The organism is Streptomyces sp. NPDC001903, assembly GCF_042891345.1.
Classification (GTDB): Bacteria; Actinomycetota; Actinomycetes; order Streptomycetales; family Streptomycetaceae; genus Streptomyces.
Window position 1 is genome coordinate 330,310 of record NZ_JBIASZ010000005.1, and the last position, 16,671, is coordinate 346,980.

At 66.4% G+C, this 16,671-nt stretch carries 25 protein-coding genes; 15 read left to right on the forward strand and 10 right to left on the reverse strand.

All coding sequences use genetic code 11. The features are described from left to right. Positions 1-87 precede the first annotated feature (87 nt). Positions 88-714, reverse strand: coding sequence for a DUF4232 domain-containing protein (locus tag ACFYZS_RS14010; protein ID WP_389011013.1), 627 nt, complete (start codon positions 712-714; stop codon positions 88-90). A 173-nt stretch (positions 715-887) separates the two neighbouring features. On the opposite strand from ACFYZS_RS14010, the gene ACFYZS_RS14015 reads away from it, so the two are divergent. The 3 genes from ACFYZS_RS14015 to ACFYZS_RS14025 all read left to right on the forward strand — a co-directional run bounded on the left by ACFYZS_RS14015 (position 888) and on the right by ACFYZS_RS14025 (position 3,119). After that, positions 888-2,276 carry a pyridoxal phosphate-dependent decarboxylase family protein gene (locus ACFYZS_RS14015; protein WP_389011016.1) on the forward strand — a complete coding sequence of 463 codons (1,389 nt, stop codon included), beginning with the start codon at positions 888-890 and terminating at the stop codon, positions 2,274-2,276. Next, the gene (locus tag ACFYZS_RS14020; RefSeq protein WP_389011019.1) at positions 2,273-2,737 is read left to right on the forward strand and encodes an HD domain-containing protein; all 465 of its coding nucleotides are present in this window, start codon (positions 2,273-2,275) and stop codon (positions 2,735-2,737) included. Before ACFYZS_RS14015 ends, ACFYZS_RS14020 begins: the two co-directional genes overlap by 4 nt. Before the next feature lie 187 nt (positions 2,738-2,924). Further along, positions 2,925-3,119, forward strand: coding sequence for a hypothetical protein (locus tag ACFYZS_RS14025; RefSeq protein WP_030159386.1), 195 nt, complete (start codon positions 2,925-2,927; stop codon positions 3,117-3,119). A 3-nt stretch (positions 3,120-3,122) separates the two neighbouring features. Here the strand turns inward: ACFYZS_RS14025 and ACFYZS_RS14030 are convergent, their stop codons facing one another. Next, positions 3,123-3,602, reverse strand: a complete 480-nt coding sequence (locus tag ACFYZS_RS14030; RefSeq protein ID WP_389011022.1) for a DUF4231 domain-containing protein — start codon at positions 3,600-3,602, stop codon at positions 3,123-3,125. A gap of 141 nt (positions 3,603-3,743) precedes the next feature. Between ACFYZS_RS14030 and ACFYZS_RS14035 the strand changes: the two genes are divergently transcribed. Next, positions 3,744-4,073 carry a hypothetical protein gene (locus ACFYZS_RS14035; protein ID WP_389011025.1) on the forward strand — a complete coding sequence of 110 codons (330 nt, stop codon included), beginning with the start codon at positions 3,744-3,746 and terminating at the stop codon, positions 4,071-4,073. Positions 4,074-4,207: 134 nt separating this feature from the next. On the opposite strand, the gene ACFYZS_RS14040 is transcribed toward ACFYZS_RS14035, so the two are convergent. Both ACFYZS_RS14040 and ACFYZS_RS14045 read right to left on the reverse strand, forming a co-directional pair. Then, positions 4,208-4,558, reverse strand: a complete 351-nt coding sequence (locus tag ACFYZS_RS14040) for a hypothetical protein (RefSeq protein ID WP_389011028.1) — start codon at positions 4,556-4,558, stop codon at positions 4,208-4,210. A gap of 283 nt (positions 4,559-4,841) precedes the next feature. Next, positions 4,842-5,042: a dehydrogenase gene (locus ACFYZS_RS14045; RefSeq protein WP_389011031.1), complete on the reverse strand. Its 201-nt coding sequence runs from the start codon at positions 5,040-5,042 to the stop codon at positions 4,842-4,844. Positions 5,043-5,115: 73 nt separating this feature from the next. On the opposite strand from ACFYZS_RS14045, the gene ACFYZS_RS14050 reads away from it, so the two are divergent. Beyond that, positions 5,116-5,472: a hypothetical protein gene (locus ACFYZS_RS14050; protein ID WP_389011034.1), complete on the forward strand. Its 357-nt coding sequence runs from the start codon at positions 5,116-5,118 to the stop codon at positions 5,470-5,472. 17 nt (positions 5,473-5,489) lie between these two features. Here ACFYZS_RS14050 and ACFYZS_RS14055 read toward each other — a convergent pair whose 3' ends face one another. Next, positions 5,490-5,705, reverse strand: a complete 216-nt coding sequence (locus ACFYZS_RS14055; RefSeq protein ID WP_389011037.1) for a hypothetical protein — start codon at positions 5,703-5,705, stop codon at positions 5,490-5,492. An 85-nt stretch (positions 5,706-5,790) separates the two neighbouring features. After that, positions 5,791-6,546, reverse strand: coding sequence for a GntR family transcriptional regulator (locus tag ACFYZS_RS14060; protein ID WP_389011040.1), 756 nt, complete (start codon positions 6,544-6,546; stop codon positions 5,791-5,793). 76 nt (positions 6,547-6,622) lie between these two features. Here ACFYZS_RS14060 and ACFYZS_RS14065 point away from each other — a divergent pair, with 76 nt between their 5' ends. From ACFYZS_RS14065 to ACFYZS_RS14085, 5 genes are read left to right on the forward strand one after another with little or no spacing between them, the layout of a single operon-like run. Beyond that, positions 6,623-6,901: a hypothetical protein gene (locus tag ACFYZS_RS14065; RefSeq protein WP_048479352.1), complete on the forward strand. Its 279-nt coding sequence runs from the start codon at positions 6,623-6,625 to the stop codon at positions 6,899-6,901. Between the two features lie 12 nt (positions 6,902-6,913). Continuing rightward, positions 6,914-7,156: a hypothetical protein gene (locus ACFYZS_RS14070; RefSeq protein WP_389011044.1), complete on the forward strand. Its 243-nt coding sequence runs from the start codon at positions 6,914-6,916 to the stop codon at positions 7,154-7,156. Continuing rightward, on the forward strand, positions 7,153-7,371 hold the full coding sequence (locus tag ACFYZS_RS14075) for a hypothetical protein (protein ID WP_389011047.1): 219 nt from the start codon (positions 7,153-7,155) through the stop codon (positions 7,369-7,371). Before ACFYZS_RS14070 ends, ACFYZS_RS14075 begins: the two co-directional genes overlap by 4 nt. A gap of 7 nt (positions 7,372-7,378) precedes the next feature. After that, positions 7,379-8,083: a GntR family transcriptional regulator gene (locus ACFYZS_RS14080; protein WP_389011050.1), complete on the forward strand. Its 705-nt coding sequence runs from the start codon at positions 7,379-7,381 to the stop codon at positions 8,081-8,083. Next, a complete protein-coding gene (locus tag ACFYZS_RS14085; protein WP_389011053.1) occupies positions 8,080-8,406 on the forward strand; it encodes a hypothetical protein in 327 nt (108 codons plus the stop codon). Before ACFYZS_RS14080 ends, ACFYZS_RS14085 begins: the two co-directional genes overlap by 4 nt. 187 nt (positions 8,407-8,593) lie before the next feature. On the opposite strand, the gene ACFYZS_RS14090 is transcribed toward ACFYZS_RS14085, so the two are convergent. Then, positions 8,594-9,475 (reverse strand): hypothetical protein, encoded by an 882-nt coding sequence (locus tag ACFYZS_RS14090; protein ID WP_389011056.1) that lies wholly within the window; start codon positions 9,473-9,475, stop codon positions 8,594-8,596. A gap of 221 nt (positions 9,476-9,696) precedes the next feature. Here ACFYZS_RS14090 and ACFYZS_RS14095 point away from each other — a divergent pair, with 221 nt between their 5' ends. After that, entirely contained in the window at positions 9,697-10,650 is a 954-nt protein-coding gene (locus tag ACFYZS_RS14095) for a hypothetical protein (RefSeq protein WP_389011059.1), read from the forward strand. Between the two features lie 21 nt (positions 10,651-10,671). Here ACFYZS_RS14095 and ACFYZS_RS14100 read toward each other — a convergent pair whose 3' ends face one another. Further along, entirely contained in the window at positions 10,672-11,535 is an 864-nt protein-coding gene (locus ACFYZS_RS14100; RefSeq protein WP_389011062.1) for a macro domain-containing protein, read from the reverse strand. A 409-nt stretch (positions 11,536-11,944) separates the two neighbouring features. Here ACFYZS_RS14100 and ACFYZS_RS14105 point away from each other — a divergent pair, with 409 nt between their 5' ends. After that, positions 11,945-12,577: a hypothetical protein gene (locus ACFYZS_RS14105; protein ID WP_389011065.1), complete on the forward strand. Its 633-nt coding sequence runs from the start codon at positions 11,945-11,947 to the stop codon at positions 12,575-12,577. Between the two features lie 466 nt (positions 12,578-13,043). Here the strand turns inward: ACFYZS_RS14105 and ACFYZS_RS14110 are convergent, their stop codons facing one another. Together ACFYZS_RS14110 and ACFYZS_RS14115 are read right to left on the reverse strand one after the other, a co-directional pair. Next, positions 13,044-13,523 (reverse strand): hypothetical protein, encoded by a 480-nt coding sequence (locus ACFYZS_RS14110; protein WP_389011068.1) that lies wholly within the window; start codon positions 13,521-13,523, stop codon positions 13,044-13,046. Positions 13,524-13,534: 11 nt separating this feature from the next. Continuing rightward, the gene (locus ACFYZS_RS14115; protein ID WP_389011071.1) at positions 13,535-14,002 is read right to left on the reverse strand and encodes an NUDIX hydrolase; all 468 of its coding nucleotides are present in this window, start codon (positions 14,000-14,002) and stop codon (positions 13,535-13,537) included. Between the two features lie 18 nt (positions 14,003-14,020). Here ACFYZS_RS14115 and ACFYZS_RS14120 point away from each other — a divergent pair, with 18 nt between their 5' ends. From ACFYZS_RS14120 to ACFYZS_RS14130, 3 genes are all read left to right on the forward strand, one after another. After that, positions 14,021-14,800, forward strand: coding sequence for a GntR family transcriptional regulator (locus tag ACFYZS_RS14120; protein ID WP_389011074.1), 780 nt, complete (start codon positions 14,021-14,023; stop codon positions 14,798-14,800). A gap of 139 nt (positions 14,801-14,939) precedes the next feature. Then, positions 14,940-15,296: a hypothetical protein gene (locus ACFYZS_RS14125; protein ID WP_389011077.1), complete on the forward strand. Its 357-nt coding sequence runs from the start codon at positions 14,940-14,942 to the stop codon at positions 15,294-15,296. Between the two features lie 2 nt (positions 15,297-15,298). Continuing rightward, positions 15,299-16,639, forward strand: coding sequence for an FtsK/SpoIIIE domain-containing protein (locus ACFYZS_RS14130; protein ID WP_389011080.1), 1,341 nt, complete (start codon positions 15,299-15,301; stop codon positions 16,637-16,639). Positions 16,640-16,671: the final 32 nt, after the last annotated feature.

The following is a 16,671-nucleotide window of genomic DNA, read 5'->3' on the forward strand; positions in this document are numbered from 1 at the left end:
GCCGGCCGACGTCTGCCGGGCGGCCGCCGGTGCAGTGCGTACGCGGTCTGCGCCTTCCCGCCCCGAAGGGACCGTTGAGCCAGATGATCACCGGGCCGTCGCCTTCCACGGGCTGATCCCGAGCCTCCCGGTGTTCCCGAGGTCCACGGAATGGCGGAGCTCCAGCTCCACCCGGGGCGCACCGGCGCGCGGGGTCACCTCCAGCACCCACCCCTCGGCGGCGGGCACCGTGGAGTCCGTCACCAGATTCCGCCACACCAGGGCGAGGGAGGCCGCCTGGCCGGGCCGGAGCTCCACCTTCTGCGGGACGCCCTCCACACCGGTCGGTGCGGAGGTGATCCCGTCGGCCCCGTGTACGACCGCCACCTCCACGGGTGCCCGCTTCCTGTCCAGCAACCGGATCTCCGGGTAGCCCTCGAGTGCGTAGGGCTGCGTACCGCAGTTGACGAGCCGGACGTCGGCGACGCGCAGCCCCATGGCGGAGTCCCCGGCCCCCTCGAGCAGCCGCACCCCGCCCTCCGGGCACGCAGGGGCCGGGTCCGCGGGAGGGGAGGCCGGAGCGGAGGTCGCGGGAGGGGAGGCCGCGACAGTGGGCGCGGGGGGCCGCACCACACTGGGTCCGGGCGCGGCGGCGGGCGCGGGCGGCACGTCACACCCCGTCACCACGCCCACCGCGACCGCCGCTCCGACAACCCCCACCAGCCACCGAGTCATCCCCCGACCCTACGCCGCCCGACTCCCGCCCCCACCGGGGCCGGCGCCCTCCGGCGAGGCGAGGGGCGGGGCTCCGCGCGGCCGGGAGGCCGGGAGGCCGGCAATCCGGAAAGCGGGCCAATCACCTGCGATTGGCCGGTCCGCCGGGCCCGGCGGGTCCCTACCGTGCCCCCATGGACCGCACGCTCGCCACCGACCTCGCCCGCCTCCCCGACCTCCTGGAGGCCACCCGCCGTATCGCCGCCGACGCCCTCGAAGCCCTGGACGCGCGTCCCGTCGTACCGCCCGCCGGGCCCCCGCGCACACCCGAGCCCCTGCCGGAGCACGCCGCCGGCGCCCAATCGGCCCTCACCGCCTTCGCGGAGCGCTGGGCGCCCCGGCTGTCCGCCTCCGCCGGCCCCCGCTACCTCGGCTTCGTCACCGGCGGCGCGACCCCCGCCGCCCTCGCGGGCGACTGGCTGACCGCCGTCCACGACCAGAACTCCAACTCCGCCCTGGACGGCGCCGGTCAGGACCTCGAACGCGAGACCGTGGCCTGGCTCCGCGAGCTCTTCGGCCTCACCGACGCCCACACCGGAACCTTCGTCAGCGGCGCCACCATGTCCAACACCACCGGCCTCGCCATCGCGCGCGAGTGGCTCGGCGAGCGCCTCGGCGTCTCGCCCTCGGAGGACGGCGCGGCGGCGCTCGGCCCGGTCCGCGTCCTGTCCGGAGCCCCGCACTCCTCCATCGCCAAGGCCCTCTCCGTCCTCGGCCTCGGCCGAAGCTCGCTCGTCCCCGTCCCCACCCTCCCCGGCCGCGAGGCCGTCGACCCCGCCGCCCTCGACCGCGCCCTCGCCGACGCCCCCGGCCCGGCCGTGGTCGTCGCCAACGCCGGCACCGTCAACACCGTGGACTTCGACGACCTCCGCGCCATCGCCGCCCTCCGCGAGCGCCACACGTTCTGGCTCCACACCGACGCCGCCTTCGGCGCCTTCGCCGCGCTCTCCCCGGAACACGCCCACCTCGCCGACGGGCTCGACGCCTCCGACTCCGTCTGCGTCGACCTGCACAAGTGGCTGAACGTCCCCTACGACAGCGCCGTCCAGTTCACCCGCCGCCAGGACCTCCAGGCCCGCGTCTTCCAGAACGCCGCCGCCTACCTAGGCCCCCTGGGCGAGTGCCCGGACCTCGTCCACCTCACCCCCGAGAACTCGCACCGGCTGCGCGCGCTCGCCGCCTGGTTCACGCTGCGCGCGTACGGCCGCGCGGGCCACCGGGAGATCGTCGAGCGCGACATCGCCTGCGCCAGGGCCTTCGGCGCCGCGCTGGAGCGGGACCCGGCCTTCCGCCTCCTCGCCCCGGTCCGGCTGAACGTCGTCTGCTTCACCCTCGCCGAGGACCCCACCCCGGCCCGCCTGGCGGCCTTGCGCGAGGCGGCGCAGGGCGAGGTCTTCGTCACCCCGACCGTCTACGCGGGAACCCCGGCCCTGCGCGCGGCGTTCTCCAACTGGCGTACGACGCAGCAGGACGTACGCCGGGCCGCGCAGGCCCTCCGTACGGCGGCGAAGGGGACGGCATGACGCAAGGGCGGCAGCAACCGCTGACCCTGATCGAGGTCGAGGCACTGGCGCGCTCGGCGCATGAGGGCCAGACCGACAAGGCCGGCCGGCCGTACGCCGAGCACCTGGCGGCGGTCGCCGAGGGCGTCCGCGTCCGCGGCGGCAGCCCGGAGCAGCAGGCGGCGGCCTGGCTGCACGACGCCGTCGAGGACGACGCGTTGAGCCGGGAGTGGCTGGATTCCGCGGCCCTGCCCCAGTCGGTCAAGGACATGGTGCTGGCGGTCACCAAGCGCCCCGGTGAGCCGGTGGAGGAGTACGCGGCCCGGATCCGCGCCACCCCGGGCGCCCTCCTGGTCAAGGAGGCCGATCTGGCGCACAACGCGGACCCCGTGAGGCTCTCCGTGCTGGACGGCCCCACCCGGGACCGGCTGTCCGCGAAGTACGCCCATGTCCGCTCCCTCCTCGGCCTCACCGCGCCCTGACCCCGGTCTCACCCCGCCCTGACGTCCGAAATATGCCCGGCGCATGGCCGGTTGGCGGGAAAGCGCCGATGCCGATTCGCCACGGGACGGATAGCCGGGGCCCGTTGGTGGGAGGATGGTGCATGTGGGGGTGCGCGTGGCCGTGTGCCCCAGGCCGACCAGGGGACGACCGAAGGTGTGATCAGTAGTGGCCATTTCGCTGTCAGTGGTGGTTCTGTTGGCGGTCATCCTGGTGGTGCTGATCCGCGGCAACCACATCAAGGCCGGCCCCGCGATCGTCGCGGTCCTCTTCGGCTTCTTCCTGGCGTCCAGCTCCATCGCGCCGGACGTCAACCGCTTCCTCAACTCCCTCGCGGACACCATCGCGGGCATCAAGCTCTAGAGGTCAGGGAGTGCCGGCCGTCCGCCGGTACTCCAGGTCCGCGTTCACCCGGCCGCCCAGCGCCATGACGTCGAGGGTGGCCGAATTCTCGTTGGCGATCGCCTTCTCCACCCGGGACACGAGCAGCGCGAAGGCGTCGGCCCCGGACAATCCGGCGTACGGGCCGACCCCGGTCTCGAAGTAGACCCGTTCGTGCCCCAGCAGTTGCTCGGCCGACCGGTAGTTCTTCCACTGTTCCCGGTACCGGTACACGCCCTCGAGGGACACGGAGACGACCACGAGCAGGCTGAGCACGGTGGCGGCGATCCGGGCGAACGGCCCGTCGAGGTTGACCAGTACGGGCACGAGCGCCCCGCCGACCACCGACAGGGTCCGCATCCGCACATGGGCGGCCTTGCTCCGCACGGCCTTGCGGTCGTACCACTGCTGGTACTGACCCAGCCGCGTCTCGACGTACTCCCGCGCCCCGCCCGCCCCCGACATGCGGGGAGTAGACAGCCCGCCCCGGCGGCCGTCAAGACCATCCGCGAGATGCCGCGGGACAAAGCGGACGATACGATATAAGCCGCGTATCGGAGCCGTGACGCCTCACCGGCCGCGCCATCAGCGTCCTAGGCAGGTTGAATGATGAACCGAACACGTCGTCTCGCAGCGCTCGCCCTCTTCGCGGCCCCCGCCCTCGCGCTGGGCCCCGCCGTCGCCGCACACGCCTCGACCACCGCGGCCCCCGCGGCCGCGAAGTGCAACGTCGAGGTGGATTCAGCCGGCAAGTACCACGTGTGGGGCGAGGGCTTCCCCGCCGGCACGACGGTGACCTACTCCGGCTCGAGCACGGGCTCCGTCCCCATCGACAAGTCGGGCAGGTTCGACCTCGGCGGCCTGACCGGAGCCAAGTACGTCGTCAAGACGGCCGACGGCAAGACCACGGTGACCTGCACCTCGGTCCACTACTGAGCCCCTAGGGGCCCGTGGCCACCAGGGCGGCGCCGTTCGCTTCGATGCGGGTGACCAAGTCGGTTAGTGAGCAGGTGATCTGCGCGCCGGCGATCGGGGCGAAGTCGGTGACTTCCGGAGCGGTGGTGGCGTAGTCACAGGGCTCGATGCCCCCAGGCTTCGACGCGGCTCCAGCCGGCCTGGACGAGGGCTGTCCGCCCGTCCGGCGAGGAGACGCGGAGCCACGCCGTGCACTGGTCCGAGAAGTCATACGGCAGGTGGACCGTGCCACCGGAGCCCGTGAGCCCGCCGACCTGCTCGTTCCACTGCTCCAACAGCCGCCCGAGTCTGGCTCCCAGGCCTGCGCCCGCGGCCATCGGGGACTGGTCGATGGCGAGGTAGTACGAATCGCAGACGTGCCGATGGTCGGCGATGCTCAGCCGGAGATCGTTGTGATCTCCCCGCGTGGAAGTGCGTTCGAATTTCAGGGCGAGATCGGTGGTCAACGTATCCGTATTCAGTGGGCGGGTGAGGGCTCGGCCGAAACGGCTGCGGAACGACGAAGGGCCAGGCGGAGGAAGTGTCCTCTGACCTGGCCCTTCGTGCTTCAGAGCGGGCGACGGGAATCGAACCCGCGTAGCTAGTTTGGAAGATCGCGTACGCACCCACCCGCCCACCAGCCAACCGCCTGACCTGCACGCGAGCCGAGCGCCCACCGCAGATGACCGTGGTTCCCCACCACGCGCCGTCTGATCGGGCACACGAAGGGCACGCGTGCGGACACGGACGTCAGCGGAACGCCTCCGGTATCGGGCACGCCTCCAGGGCCTCGTCCGGCCGGTCGGCCCAGTGCCACCAGACATGCCGAGCGGGGCACTTCCACAGCGACCGGCAGACCCGTTCGCCGTCGTCCTCCCGGCGACAGAGCACGAATCCGCCGAACTTCATGGCTTGGCTGCACTCCGGGCAGGTGGGCGCGTTGCTGGTCATGCCGAGGACCCTACTAACGGCGTTGCGGCGCCTTGCCGCGATCCACCAGGATTCAGGCGGGGGAGGGCTGACCATGGAACGACATGAGCTGATGCGGCTGCTGGCCGGCGACGGCGCGGCATCCAAGGCAGCTCTGGCAGCCCTCACTGCCGGCGCCGATTACGACGTATGGGAAGCCGGGGCGAGGCCTTCGGACAGCCACGCAGGCACCTTCGCGATCCGCCACCGGTGCATGCAGCGGAAGGGCGCCGAGACCCTGGGATGGGAACGAGCGGTAGAACTGCTCCGTGAGCGCGCTGAGCCCATCCGCATCGGGCAGGTCAAAGCCTCCGACGGGTCATGGATTTACACGTTCTTCATCACGGAAGACGGCGGCGACCTGATCGCCTGTGCGGGCGTACGACGGCCGGACGGGGCCCCACCCGAGTAAGGAGTGGACCGGAGGGGTCAGGCGTCGCCCTGAGACCGCTCAAGGGCTTCCATGAACGCGTTGTGGAAGGCGAGCTCGGTGGCCCGGCAGGGCGCGGTGAGGAACATTTCCTGAGCCTCGCCGAGACTGCATCCGACCACCTGCCTGGTCACCATGACCGCGTCCACGCCGTCACAGCCGATCTCCTTCAAGAATTCCTGCAGAGCCCCGCCGTCGCGGTTCTCCGCCCACACGGGCCGCGCTCTCGCTGCTACCTCCGCTATGCGAGCCTCTCGCTCCGCGTCCAAGGCGGTATCCCTCCGGCCTCTGCCAGCCGCTCTAGCGACCGACAGGGATCTCGTAAACGACCTCGCACAGCGCAGCGGGGATGACGATGTCCGCCGTCTCCACGGGCCGCCCCTGGTCGCTGTAGTACGTCCGCCGGATGTGCGTGACCAGAGCGGCCTTCTGGATCCCGAGCAGCGATGCTTCCTCGGCACTCGCCTGCCGCGGCTCCGGCTGCTCCACGGCGTGGCTGACCGTGATCCCGATCGCGGCCATCCGGTTCACGACGCCGACCCCCGCATGAGGCCCGCCCTCCGGCAGTACGACGAGCGTGCCGCCGGTCAGCTCGTACGGCTCCCAACTCGTCGACAATTGCACCGGCCGGCCATCACCGAGGAACTCGTAGACCGTACGCACGCACAGGTCACCCTCGGCGATCCCAAGCCGCGCTGCGATCTCGGCCGGGGCCGGTACCTTCGCCTCGGTCCGGCTCTCCCAGTGCCCCTGCTTGCCCAGCGCCCGCATGTCCGCCCGGAACGGTGAGCCGTCCGGCTGCTCCCTGGCTGAGGAGCGCACCACCCGCACACGCTGCCGAGGCTCGGCCACGTACGTTCCGGACCCCGCTCGCCCCTCCAGCACGCCCTGGGAGATCAGGAGCTCTTGGGCCCGACGGACCACGTTCTCGCCGACACCGCACTCCTCGGCGATCTGGGCGCGCGAAGGCAGTCGATCTCCGGCCGTCCACACGTGCTCCGCGATCCGCTGCCGCAGGACGTCGGCGATGCGGAGATAAGGCGGCTGCTCAGGCATGTGGAAAATCTAGTCCACTAGCTCTAATCTAGTTAACTAGCTTCACTCAACGTGTTCAATCGGCGACGGAGGCCCTGTGCCCGCTTCAGAAGCAAGGGCCAAGGATCTCGCCGCCCGGTTGTCGGCCCTCGGACTGACCACGCGCGTGGAGCCGCACGCCACGTACACGTCGATCGAGGCGGAGGTGCCGGAAGCGCTGCCCGCCGAATCGTGGCGGGAGGTCTTGGAAGTGGTGGCGGAAGCCGACCGATTCGGGCTCGTCGCCAGCAGCTTGACCGGCCGCACCCTCTGGGCCGCCGTAAACAAAGCGGTCCCCGCGACGGGCGATGTCCGGGGACCTGGCCGTCAGCGATAGGAGCTGATCAGCGTGCACAACCGTACGGGCCCCACCAACGCCTACACCAGTGGGCCGCAACTCCCCCCACTCTCCTACGCCACGCACGCGAGGCTGACCTACCGGTCGACCTCATGCGCGATCGGCGCCCACTCCGAATGCACCCAGTCGTCCCTCGCCACGGCACCCGTCGGCGTACCCGTGATCTACGAGGCCTGCTCCTGCGCCTGCCACACCCCGAACGAACCGTCGGAACCGCGGCAGGCGAACCAGTGAGGGCTCCCGCCGGCGCGCTCGCCACGCCCGTCGAGATCACCTCAGACAGCGTCCAGCGCGGCGACGTCATCCAGATCGGCGGCCAACCATGCCGCGTATCCGACCTCGTCCAACTCCGCGCCGGCGCCAAGCGGCTGGTCTTCGAGTCGGGAGAGGCGCTGACGATGCACGCAAGAACCCGACTGATCGCCCTCCGCATGACGAGGAAATGGTGACCGGCCCATGCCTTCCCGCCGCCACGCCATCGCCGACGACCTCCGCCAGCAAATCCGAATGGGCCACTTCAAGGCCGGCGAACGCCTCCCCTCCGAGGCTCAACTCGCCACCCGCTACACGGTCAGCACGCCAACCCTCCGCAGCGCCCTCGCGCTCCTCCAAGGCGAAGGCCTGGTGGAGAAGATCCACGGCAGCGGCAACTATGTCCGCCGTCCCCTCCCCAGATTCACGTACGTCGGAGGCATCGGCACATCGCCAATCCCACCCCTCCGAGCAACTGTCCGCACCATGAACCTCGAAGCGCACGGCGACCTGCCCGCCCTCCTGAACGTCCCGCCCCTCAGCCCGCTGACCGAGCTCCTCTACGTGACCCACGACGGGAAGGCGCCTCACAGCCTGGCCCGCATCTACGTCCCCCGAGACCTGGCGCCAGCCGACTGCCCCTCGCCCGAGAAGATGCGAGCGAGCTTGGCGGACCTCCACCCACCACTGTCCGAAGTCCAAGAGCGACTCGGCGCCCGCCTTCCAACCCAAGAAGAGTCAACGGCTCTCCGGATCAGCGCATCCCTGCCGGTCCTCTCACTCACCCGCGTGGCGACCAACATCGCCGGCCGCGTGGTCGAGGTAGCCCGCATAGTCCTCCCCGGCGACAGAGCGGACGCACTCTTCACCACCCGCCTCACATCCGACGAGGGGATCCCGACGGAATGACGCCGAGCAACGGCCTGCGCCTCCTCCCCTGGACTGGCCCCGACGACAAGCCCTGCTACCTGAGCACCGACAGCACCGCCGGCTACCTGTCCCGCCTGGCGGACCACACCGAAGAGACCCAACTCGGCTTGGGAGCCGAACTCCTAGCCCACGCCGTCGAGGTACTCGCCGACGTGCACTCGGACCCAGAGGAACTCCGGCTCCTGGCCACAGATCTGACCGGAGCCCTCCAAGACGCGGTCCGCGTAGCAACCAGCCGCGGCCACCGCCTCTCAAGTCCAGCTCAATCAGCCCACGAAAGACTGCCAACACACCTCGGCTAGCAAGAGCTTGCACGCGACACCCGAGCGGACCCGTACACCAGTCAGGGTCCGCTTCGGCACACACGGCCACGGAGGGCCATGAGCAGGCGCTAAGAAGAGCTGTCTCCTCCCGCTTTTATGGTTATTGCTGCCCAAAGAGCGAGCTGCCGGGGGCGACGGTGCATTTTGTCCGACCAGTCAGCGACGACTATGTCCAGGAGATCGTTTGCTCATCGGAATACGACTTTCCGTCCTCGCTCCATCGGTGAACCACAGTTCCTTGAGAAGCTACGCCCAAATGTAGAGCAACGACGAAGTCCACGTAGGATCGGGGGGGAATGCGTCCCGCAGTTGCCGATTCGAGCATCCGTGGGTTCTCACCCTCGCCGACAGGGGTAATCTCTAGAGAGACTTCCTCAGCTACCGCTTCGCCAAGGTTTTCAACGCGAAGCCGCTGCCTGACGCGCTTCATTTTTGTTCGACCTTTACTGTCCTGGGTGGGCTCCGTCTCGTAACGGTAGCTTGAGCGCAATACCGCGCCTGGGACATCAGGTTTTTCATTGAAATCTGTATCGCCGATATTGCCAAGCTTGTATGCGTCGTGCTCAAGGCATCTTCTGACCTTTGAGACAAGGTCGTCAAGCGAAGCGTAGCTTCCCGTGAGGCCATGTTCTCGAAGCTGTTCGCGAAATTCATTGAGAGCTGAAAGCTGTTTTGGATCGTGATTTCTCGGAATTGGCGCATCAGAGAAGAAGACGTGCACAAGCGCGCCGCGATCACGCGCTCGAAGAATCTCCTCAGCCGTACCTGATGCAGCGCGCCTAGTCTCTTGGCCAAGGCGACTGTTGAATACAGCAACCACGATGTCTGACGTATCGGCGAATTGTTCGTTAATTACCTCCTGTGCGTCTTGCTGGCCGATGATCGGCACGGCGCCCAGTTCCCAGCGTTGGGGAAGTAGATGAATTTTTCGCTGGAGCGTATGGTCGCTATTCCAGCTGCGGATGACGTTCTCCACAGCGTCCCGCTCCTCGGGGGTGTCTCCCGGCGACGCGATCAGGACGCTCAGCGTGATAGTTCGATAGGCCATGCCAGGTAGCTTAGCTAGCCATACGGGCAGTCGAGAAGCTCGACGGGCTCCCCGAATCTACGACTACGGCCTATTTCGAATGTTAGTGCTGCGCGCCGTGGTCGTCGAACAGTCACCACTAGATGGACAATAGCATATAGATGGCGCAAACCGACCCGCACGTCTGAGTGGATCTTTCGCTTTGTCGCGCCAAGGACTCCGTCCTGTGCTATGCCTGGCGCATGACTAAATACAGACTGGCTCATCCCCTATACCTCGATGTGCAGATGATGGTCAGCTTCCTAGCCTATCTGGAGGGCGGCGTTTATGTCTCCAGCGAAGAAACCGTGCAGAAGGAAGCGCTAAGGGGCGGTGGACTGAGCGGGAGCAAGCTTCCCTCCCTCGGCGCACTACTAAGTCTTGAGGCTTCTCTAGCGGGGGAGACCACCAGTCATGTGGGGGAGACGGCAGAGACTAAAGTCGCCCGCCACCATACGGCTGCAAGTCTATTCAATGCCTTGTATGCATTTCTAAACGAAGATGGAGCGATTGTTTCGTTGGGAAATCGGGAGAGTCTTTCTGATCTACATCCCGGAGACTTCGTGAAAGTATCGGGCCGCTACACCGGAAATCCGCTTGAAGAAATGCTGGCCATGCTTAGCCAGATTTTCGCCTATATGGAGGACGTGTCTCAAGGTGTAGAAGGGGCTCGCTCACAAAACTCAACAAACCGAAAATCTGGGAACCCTCAAACTCGCGCATCCGCCATTAGTGGCAAAGAATCGCATCCCTGGACTGAGACGGTCCAGCAGTTCCAGCAGATTCAGAAGGGGGTGGAGATGCGCATGATCATGAAAATGAAGGAAGAACTGGAATCGTGTCCGGTTCACGATGTCGTACTTGAGACGCCTTCGGGAATCAAGGCCGTACTTACAGTGGCTTCCGAGTACTACGATAATGCAGTCGCCGAGAAGCTCAGCGCCGGCGACTTCTCCGTACTTGGTAAGGTAACACGCATTCTGCGCGAAGGTGAGTCCATTAATCTTGCGCGTCGAACGGTGATGGGGAAAATGGGGGAAGAAGGGGAGTCATTTGCCGTGACAATGGGAACCCTGGAAGGATTCAACCTTCAATCTAATGACCCTTTGGTGAAGTTTCCTGCCGTGCAGATTCTACCCATGGCCATTTTCGTTTGACTCGCAGCTGGGCGAGATTCCTCATAGAGACTTCAAAAACCTATCGACATCGAGTAGGTTTACGGATCGGCGATCTTTCGGGTGCACGATGATAGCTAGCTGGCGCGAAACTATCTCTTCGCGAGACGACGCAACGAAGGAGAGCGCGATCATCTTCATTAGGCTAGTTCGATCCAGCGATCCCACGCGAGCCAGTTCTGATCCAATTACGGGAATGGTGACCGAATCGAGATTCCCGTTAACTCGTACTGAGTCCCAGATGGATGTCAAGGTCTTCCATAGCGCATCCACGGAACAGCTCACGCGCAGGTCGTTTCTCATAAACCCGTAGGCAGCCGCGTAAACCCGCCTGCCTCCCGCATCCAGCGTGAGGGTAGTGCCCACCTGATACCGATCGAGCTTCCCCCGCGCTTTGGATTGTATCGTTTCACTGAATGCGACAGGGATGCGAGCCAGCTCCTCTTGTATTTCTAGATCCAGACGGCTCAAATCTGCGCGATAATACTTATCTTGAAATTGCCCCTGTATGCTACGTGGGCTAATTACGAATCCGCCCATCGTGTCCGTGTCAAAAGTATCTGTAAATCCTACTACAATATCCCCCTCTTCGTCTAGTATATCGCCGCACTTTATCTTGATTGAGAAATTCGGGTAATGGTAGATGTGGCTCGTTTCGAATCTCGGCCAGGCGTGTAAAGTGCCTGCAATAATGCAGCTCGCGGCTAGAGAGCACAGGATCCAGACGTCATGCCGAGCTAGGCTCGGCCACACTGCTAGGGCAACTTGAAAAACTGCACTCAGTAGGCCGAAGGACGCTAGAGCTGCGGCGAAAATCGCGCCCAATCCTTGCCGTGTAAGTAGTAGTTCCCGCGCCTCTTGTCTCATAACTGTCTTGCTGCTCCTATCTGCGCTGGTCCTGTAGCCGCTCGACGCCCGAGAGATTCTGCCCCGGTCCTGACCCCGTCAGTCTTCCAGGGGAATGGTGGGCCGCAGAGGCCTTTGACTCGGCCGTGCCCGACTTCGGCCGCTGCTCGGCGCTTGGCCCGCACAACCTGCCGACAGAGCTACGGAATCACCCATTTTGGGCGTCCTCACTTGCTCATGACCAGCGAAAATGAGCACTAGGAAGGACTCTGCTGCGCGCTCCGGCTCCCCGTCGCTGACCGCTGGGGACCGCTCTACCTGGCATGCCTCTGACGTGACCAAGCCTGCCGACTCTGGCATGGCTGCCGCTGTCGGACGGAGATGATGCGTTTCGACTGCGCTTGCCCCCAGTCTGGTTCAGACTGACACTGTGCAGATCGCTGAAATGGTCCTCAAGTACATCGAAGCCCTGGTCTGGCCTGCGATAACGGCTTCGCTTGCCTGGCTCTTCAAGGGCGAGCTTCAACGGATGTTCAGCCGTGTGACTCGTCTGGAGACTCCAGCCGGTGCGATGGACTTCGCTGCTGAGGCGCGTGCCGTCCACGAGGAGGCGGCTGAGATCGAAGCTCCGGCAGACAACGATGGCAGTGGTGAAGAGCAGCCCGCTCGCGCTCCGCGTTTCTCTTCGGTCATTGATGAAGCCATGGAGATTCTCGATACCTCACCAGATGCCGCAGTTCTGCTCGGCTGGCGACATGTGGAAGTCACCTACCGGCGTGTTCTGAGTGGTAACTACAGCTTGCAAGATGCACCTTTCGTCCCTGTCGGGACGGCCATCCAGCGACTCTCTGAACTCGGGCTTCCTGGTACCTCAAGCTCTTTGATCCTGAGACTGTCGTCCATGCGGAACCGCGTTGCACACGGAGATGCCAGCGTGCTGCCCGGAGCCGCACTGGATTACCTGGAGAGTTGCGAACTGGTCTCACGGCAGCTTGAGACGCTGGCTCCAGTCTGGGTGTCCCACCAGGACCTACATGCGATGGCGGCAACCGAGGCTCACTGAATCGGCATTGTCGAGAGCAGATAAGGGGCAAAATGCCGCACTGGCAGACCAACCCTCATCCCGTCTGCCGTCGACCCACACGTATGTGGAGCGGGCGCGGGTCCTGGCGTCCAGGTGGAGCGCGCCACTGTACGAACGACCTGGACGCCAGGGCCCGCGTCTGCTCGGCTTGCCTGGGTCGACGGCAGACGGGATGGGAGCCCCCCGCTCGCCACAATGTGCCGGCACGCGCGTACGGCGCCTCGCCATCCCGGAGTCGGAGCGCCCCCGCCGGAGGCATGGCTTTGACGTGAACTGAGCGGTAGTCCGAGCCGCCACGGGTCACCCATCAACCCGCGCTGTAGGCGTGCGGACGGCGGTCGGGCTTGAGCGGGGCGGAGACAGGAGCGCAGGCCCGGGCGACGGGCCGCGCGCGCCGCGCTGTGCGCGGCGGGTGCCTTGATGAAGTAGGGAAACTCTTACCGCGCTACGGGCCTGTGGCTACCAGGGCAGCGCGGTTCGCTTCGATGTGAGTGCTCAAATCGGCTAGTGAGCAATCGATCTGGGCGCCCTCGATCGGGGCGAAGTCGGTGACTCTGGGAGCAGTCGTGGCGTAGTTGGAGGGCTCGATGCCCCAGGCCTCGATGTGGCTCCAGCCGGCCTGAACATGAGCTGCTTGTCCGTCCGGTGATGAGACGCGGAGCCATGCCGTGCACTGGTCCGAGAAGTCGTAGGGCAGGTAGGCAGTGCCGCCGGACCCCATCAGGTCGGAGATCTGCTCGTTCCACTGCTCCAGCAAGCGTCCGAGTTTGCTTCCGAGGCCTGCGCCTGCGGCTGCCGGGGACTCGTCGATGGCGAGGTAGTACGAATCGCAGAAGTGTCGATGGGTGGCGATGCTCAGCCGGAGATCTTTGTGGTCTCCGCGGGTGGAGGTGCGTTCGAAGTTCAGGGCGAGGCTGGTGGTCAACTTATCTGTATTCAGTGGGTGGGGATGAGGGTTCGGCCGTCGTGGCTGCGGACGTGGGGGCCTGCGTCGTCCAGGGCGTCCAGGAGGCGGATCGCGTAGACCCCGGACATGCGGGCCGCTACCTCTTCCGGGGTGAGCCAGGCGACTGCGGTCGACTCGTTGGAGGTGCGTTCCGTGCCGCCGGAGGGCTTGCAGCGGAAGACCAGGGCGACGATGCCGCGGGTGGTGTTCTTGTAGACCCCGGTCAGGTCGTTGACCTCTACCTCGATGCCGGTTTCCTCCAGGACCTCGCGGCGGACGCCGGCTTCCGGGGACTCGGTGAGTTCGAGGACTCCGCCCGGGAGCTCCCAAGTGCCGTTGTCCGCTCGGCGGATCGCCAGGAGTCGGCCGTCCTCTCGTAGCACGGCCCCGGCCACGGACACGGAATGCAGTGGCGTTGACTTGTGCTGCGGGGAACCCGTACTCATGTACAGGAGCATAGGAGGAAGAGAAGGACTATGGGAACCGCAGTGGGAGGTGGCAAGGCCGTACCGAGGTACGTCCAGATCGCCGACGAGATCGTCCAGCAGATCCGGGCCGGGGTGCTGGGTGCCGGCGACATGGTGCCGAGTGAGTCCGAGCTCGTGGACCGGTATGGGGTCTCCGGCGGGACCATCCGCAAGGCCATGGTCGAGGTGCGGGCCAGTGGGCTCGTGGAGACCCGGCACGGCAAGGGGTCGATTGTTAAGGCCCGGCCGCCCGTGCGGCACCGGTCGTCTGATCGGTTCCGGCGTACGCATCGGCAGGAGGGGCGAGCGGCCTACCTCGCCGAGTCCGCGCAGTCCGGCGCCGAGGCCAAGGTGAGCGTGTTGTTCATCGGGCCCATGGAGGCCCCGGAAGGCATTGCCGGACGGCTTGGGGTCGAGGCGGGCACGCAGGTGCTTGCCCGGCGGCGGCTGTACTTCCGGAACGGGACCCCGGTGGAGACTGCGAGCTCCTACCTGCCGTGGGACGTCGTGAAGGACATCCCTGAGCTGTTCGCCGAGAATCCTGGTGGCGGTGGGATCTACGCCCGGCTTGAGGAGCATGGGCATGTCTTCGCCGAGTTCGTGGAGACGCTTCAGGCCCGGCCGGCCTCCAAGGCTGAGACGTCCGAGCTGGCGCTGAGTCCTGGTGCGCCTGTCGTGCATCTGGTGCGAGATGCGGTGACGGAGGCGGGTCGCGTGGTGGAGGTCTGCGACACCCTCATGGCCGCTGACCAGTTCGTTTTCGAGTATCGGATCCCGGCGCGCGACTGACGGCTCCTCAACTCCCCACAGCCCGCTGCGAGTTTTCTTCCGCAGCGGGTTGACTCATGTATAGGAGTCGGGCACTCTTCTTCATGTCACTCATGTACATGAGTGAAGGAGTTCGACCCCTATAGAGGAGTGATCTTCCGTGCGTCAGATCCCCGTCGACACCTCCGCCGCCATGGTGATGGTGGCCCAGCCGCCGGCCGCCAAGGTCAAGGACCGCCGTACCGGCGAGATCGCCACCGACCCCGAGACCGGCGTTCGCATGATGACCGTGGACGTGCTCTTCGCCGCCTACGGCGAGGCCGAGGTCCTCTCCGTCACCGTCCCCGAGACCGGCATCACCGGCGAGCTCGTGATGGGCACGCCGGTCGGACTGACCGGACTCGTTGCCCGCCCTTGGGAGAACGAGTTCAACGGCCAGAAGCGGCACGGCATCAGCTTCCGCGCCGTCGCGGTGACCTCGCTCGTCCAGGCCGCCTCCACGCCGAAGGCCGCCTGATCATGGACGCCTTATGGGTCGTCCTGCCGCTGCTGATCATCGCCGTCGCGCTCGTCCTGCGGCGGTACCGTCCCGGCTGGTACTGGGTGACCTTCGGGGTCACCTGCGCTGCGGTCCGCGTCTTGGCCCGCTACCGGTCGGTCATGGATGCCTGCGGGCTCACTGTCCCGCCCTCGCGCTGGCGCCTGGCACTGGCCCGGCTGACCGACCGTCCCGCGCCGGAATCCCGGTCGCCCCGGATCTTGTGGATCCGCCCCACCCGTACCGGCCTGGCGCTCCGCCTCAAGATTCGGTCCGGTCAGGACGCGTTCGACTTCTCGGCCGCCTCGGACCGCCTCCGGCACTCCTTCGTACTGCACGCCGTCACCGCGCAGGAGATCCGCTCCGGAGTCGTTGAGCTGCGGATGACCGGCTACGACGTCCTGCGGGAGGTTCGGATGCCTGCTTCTGGTCCGGCTTCTGGGGTGCTTCGGGTTCCTGTTGCTCTGCGGGAGGACGGGGCCGTGCATCATCGCGACTACCGGTCGGTGCCGCATGCGCTGAACGTGGGTGCCACGAAGTCCGGGAAGTCTGTGTACCAGCGCAACTTGGTCGCCGGTCTTGCACCGTGTGATGTCGCTCTGGTTGGGATCGACTGCAAGAACGGCGTCGAACTCGCTCCCCTTGCGAGGCGGTTCACGGCTTTGGCCGACAACCCCGATACGGCCGCTGACCTGCTCGCCGCCCTCGTCCAGTACATGGATCGCGTCTACCAGGTCATACGTGCTGAGCAGCGGGTCAGCGCGGATCTGCCGGATGTGGAGATCACTGCCGATATCTGGGACCTGCCCGAACATCTGCGCCCGACTCCTGTCGTGCTCCTCGTGGATGAGGTCGCTGAGCTGGCCCTCGCCGCGACCAAGAAGGAGGAGGTCCGGCGGGACCAGATCGTCACCCACCTCGTACGGCTTTCCCAGCTCGGCCGCGCCGCCGGCATCCATCTGGAGATCTGCGGCCAGCGCTTCGGATCCGAGCTCGGCAAGGGCATCACCATGCTCCGCGCCCAGCTCACCGGCCGCACCGCCCACCGCGTCAATGACGAGACCTCGGCCAACATGGCCTTCGGCGACATCTCCTCCGAGGCCGTGCTCGCCGCCATCCAGATCGACAAGGACCGGCCCGGCACCGCCGTCGTCGGCGACTCCTCCGGCGGCTGGACCCGCATCCGTACGCCGCACACCACGCTCCGCCAGGCCGTGGACGTCTGCAACGCCCACGCGTACCGCACGCCGCAGATTCCGGAGCTGGACCCCTTCCGCCCGGTGCTGCCTGCCCGCGTTCTCAGCGGGACTGTCCTGCCGTAGGTACCTGCCCCACTCGGTCGGCGTGACCTCTC

Coding starts and splice junctions, on each gene's coding strand:
- ACFYZS_RS14090 (WP_389011056.1), bottom strand. CDS start 9,475: ATGGCCTATCGAACTATCACGCTGAGCGTCCTGATCGCGTCGCCGGGA.
- ACFYZS_RS14130 (WP_389011080.1), top strand. CDS start 15,299: ATGGACGCCTTATGGGTCGTCCTGCCGCTGCTGATCATCGCCGTCGCG.
- ACFYZS_RS14020 (WP_389011019.1), top strand. CDS start 2,273: ATGACGCAAGGGCGGCAGCAACCGCTGACCCTGATCGAGGTCGAGGCA.
- ACFYZS_RS14095 (WP_389011059.1), top strand. CDS start 9,697: ATGACTAAATACAGACTGGCTCATCCCCTATACCTCGATGTGCAGATG.
- ACFYZS_RS14030 (WP_389011022.1), bottom strand. CDS start 3,602: ATGTCGGGGGCGGGCGGGGCGCGGGAGTACGTCGAGACGCGGCTGGGT.
- ACFYZS_RS14035 (WP_389011025.1), top strand. CDS start 3,744: ATGATGAACCGAACACGTCGTCTCGCAGCGCTCGCCCTCTTCGCGGCC.
- ACFYZS_RS14085 (WP_389011053.1), top strand. CDS start 8,080: ATGACGCCGAGCAACGGCCTGCGCCTCCTCCCCTGGACTGGCCCCGAC.
- ACFYZS_RS14050 (WP_389011034.1), top strand. CDS start 5,116: ATGGAACGACATGAGCTGATGCGGCTGCTGGCCGGCGACGGCGCGGCA.
- ACFYZS_RS14120 (WP_389011074.1), top strand. CDS start 14,021: ATGGGAACCGCAGTGGGAGGTGGCAAGGCCGTACCGAGGTACGTCCAG.
- ACFYZS_RS14015 (WP_389011016.1), top strand. CDS start 888: ATGGACCGCACGCTCGCCACCGACCTCGCCCGCCTCCCCGACCTCCTG.
- ACFYZS_RS14060 (WP_389011040.1), bottom strand. CDS start 6,546: ATGCCTGAGCAGCCGCCTTATCTCCGCATCGCCGACGTCCTGCGGCAG.
- ACFYZS_RS14045 (WP_389011031.1), bottom strand. CDS start 5,042: ATGACCAGCAACGCGCCCACCTGCCCGGAGTGCAGCCAAGCCATGAAG.
- ACFYZS_RS14080 (WP_389011050.1), top strand. CDS start 7,379: ATGCCTTCCCGCCGCCACGCCATCGCCGACGACCTCCGCCAGCAAATC.
- ACFYZS_RS14010 (WP_389011013.1), bottom strand. CDS start 714: ATGACTCGGTGGCTGGTGGGGGTTGTCGGAGCGGCGGTCGCGGTGGGC.
- ACFYZS_RS14115 (WP_389011071.1), bottom strand. CDS start 14,002: ATGCTCCTGTACATGAGTACGGGTTCCCCGCAGCACAAGTCAACGCCA.
- ACFYZS_RS14100 (WP_389011062.1), bottom strand. CDS start 11,535: ATGAGACAAGAGGCGCGGGAACTACTACTTACACGGCAAGGATTGGGC.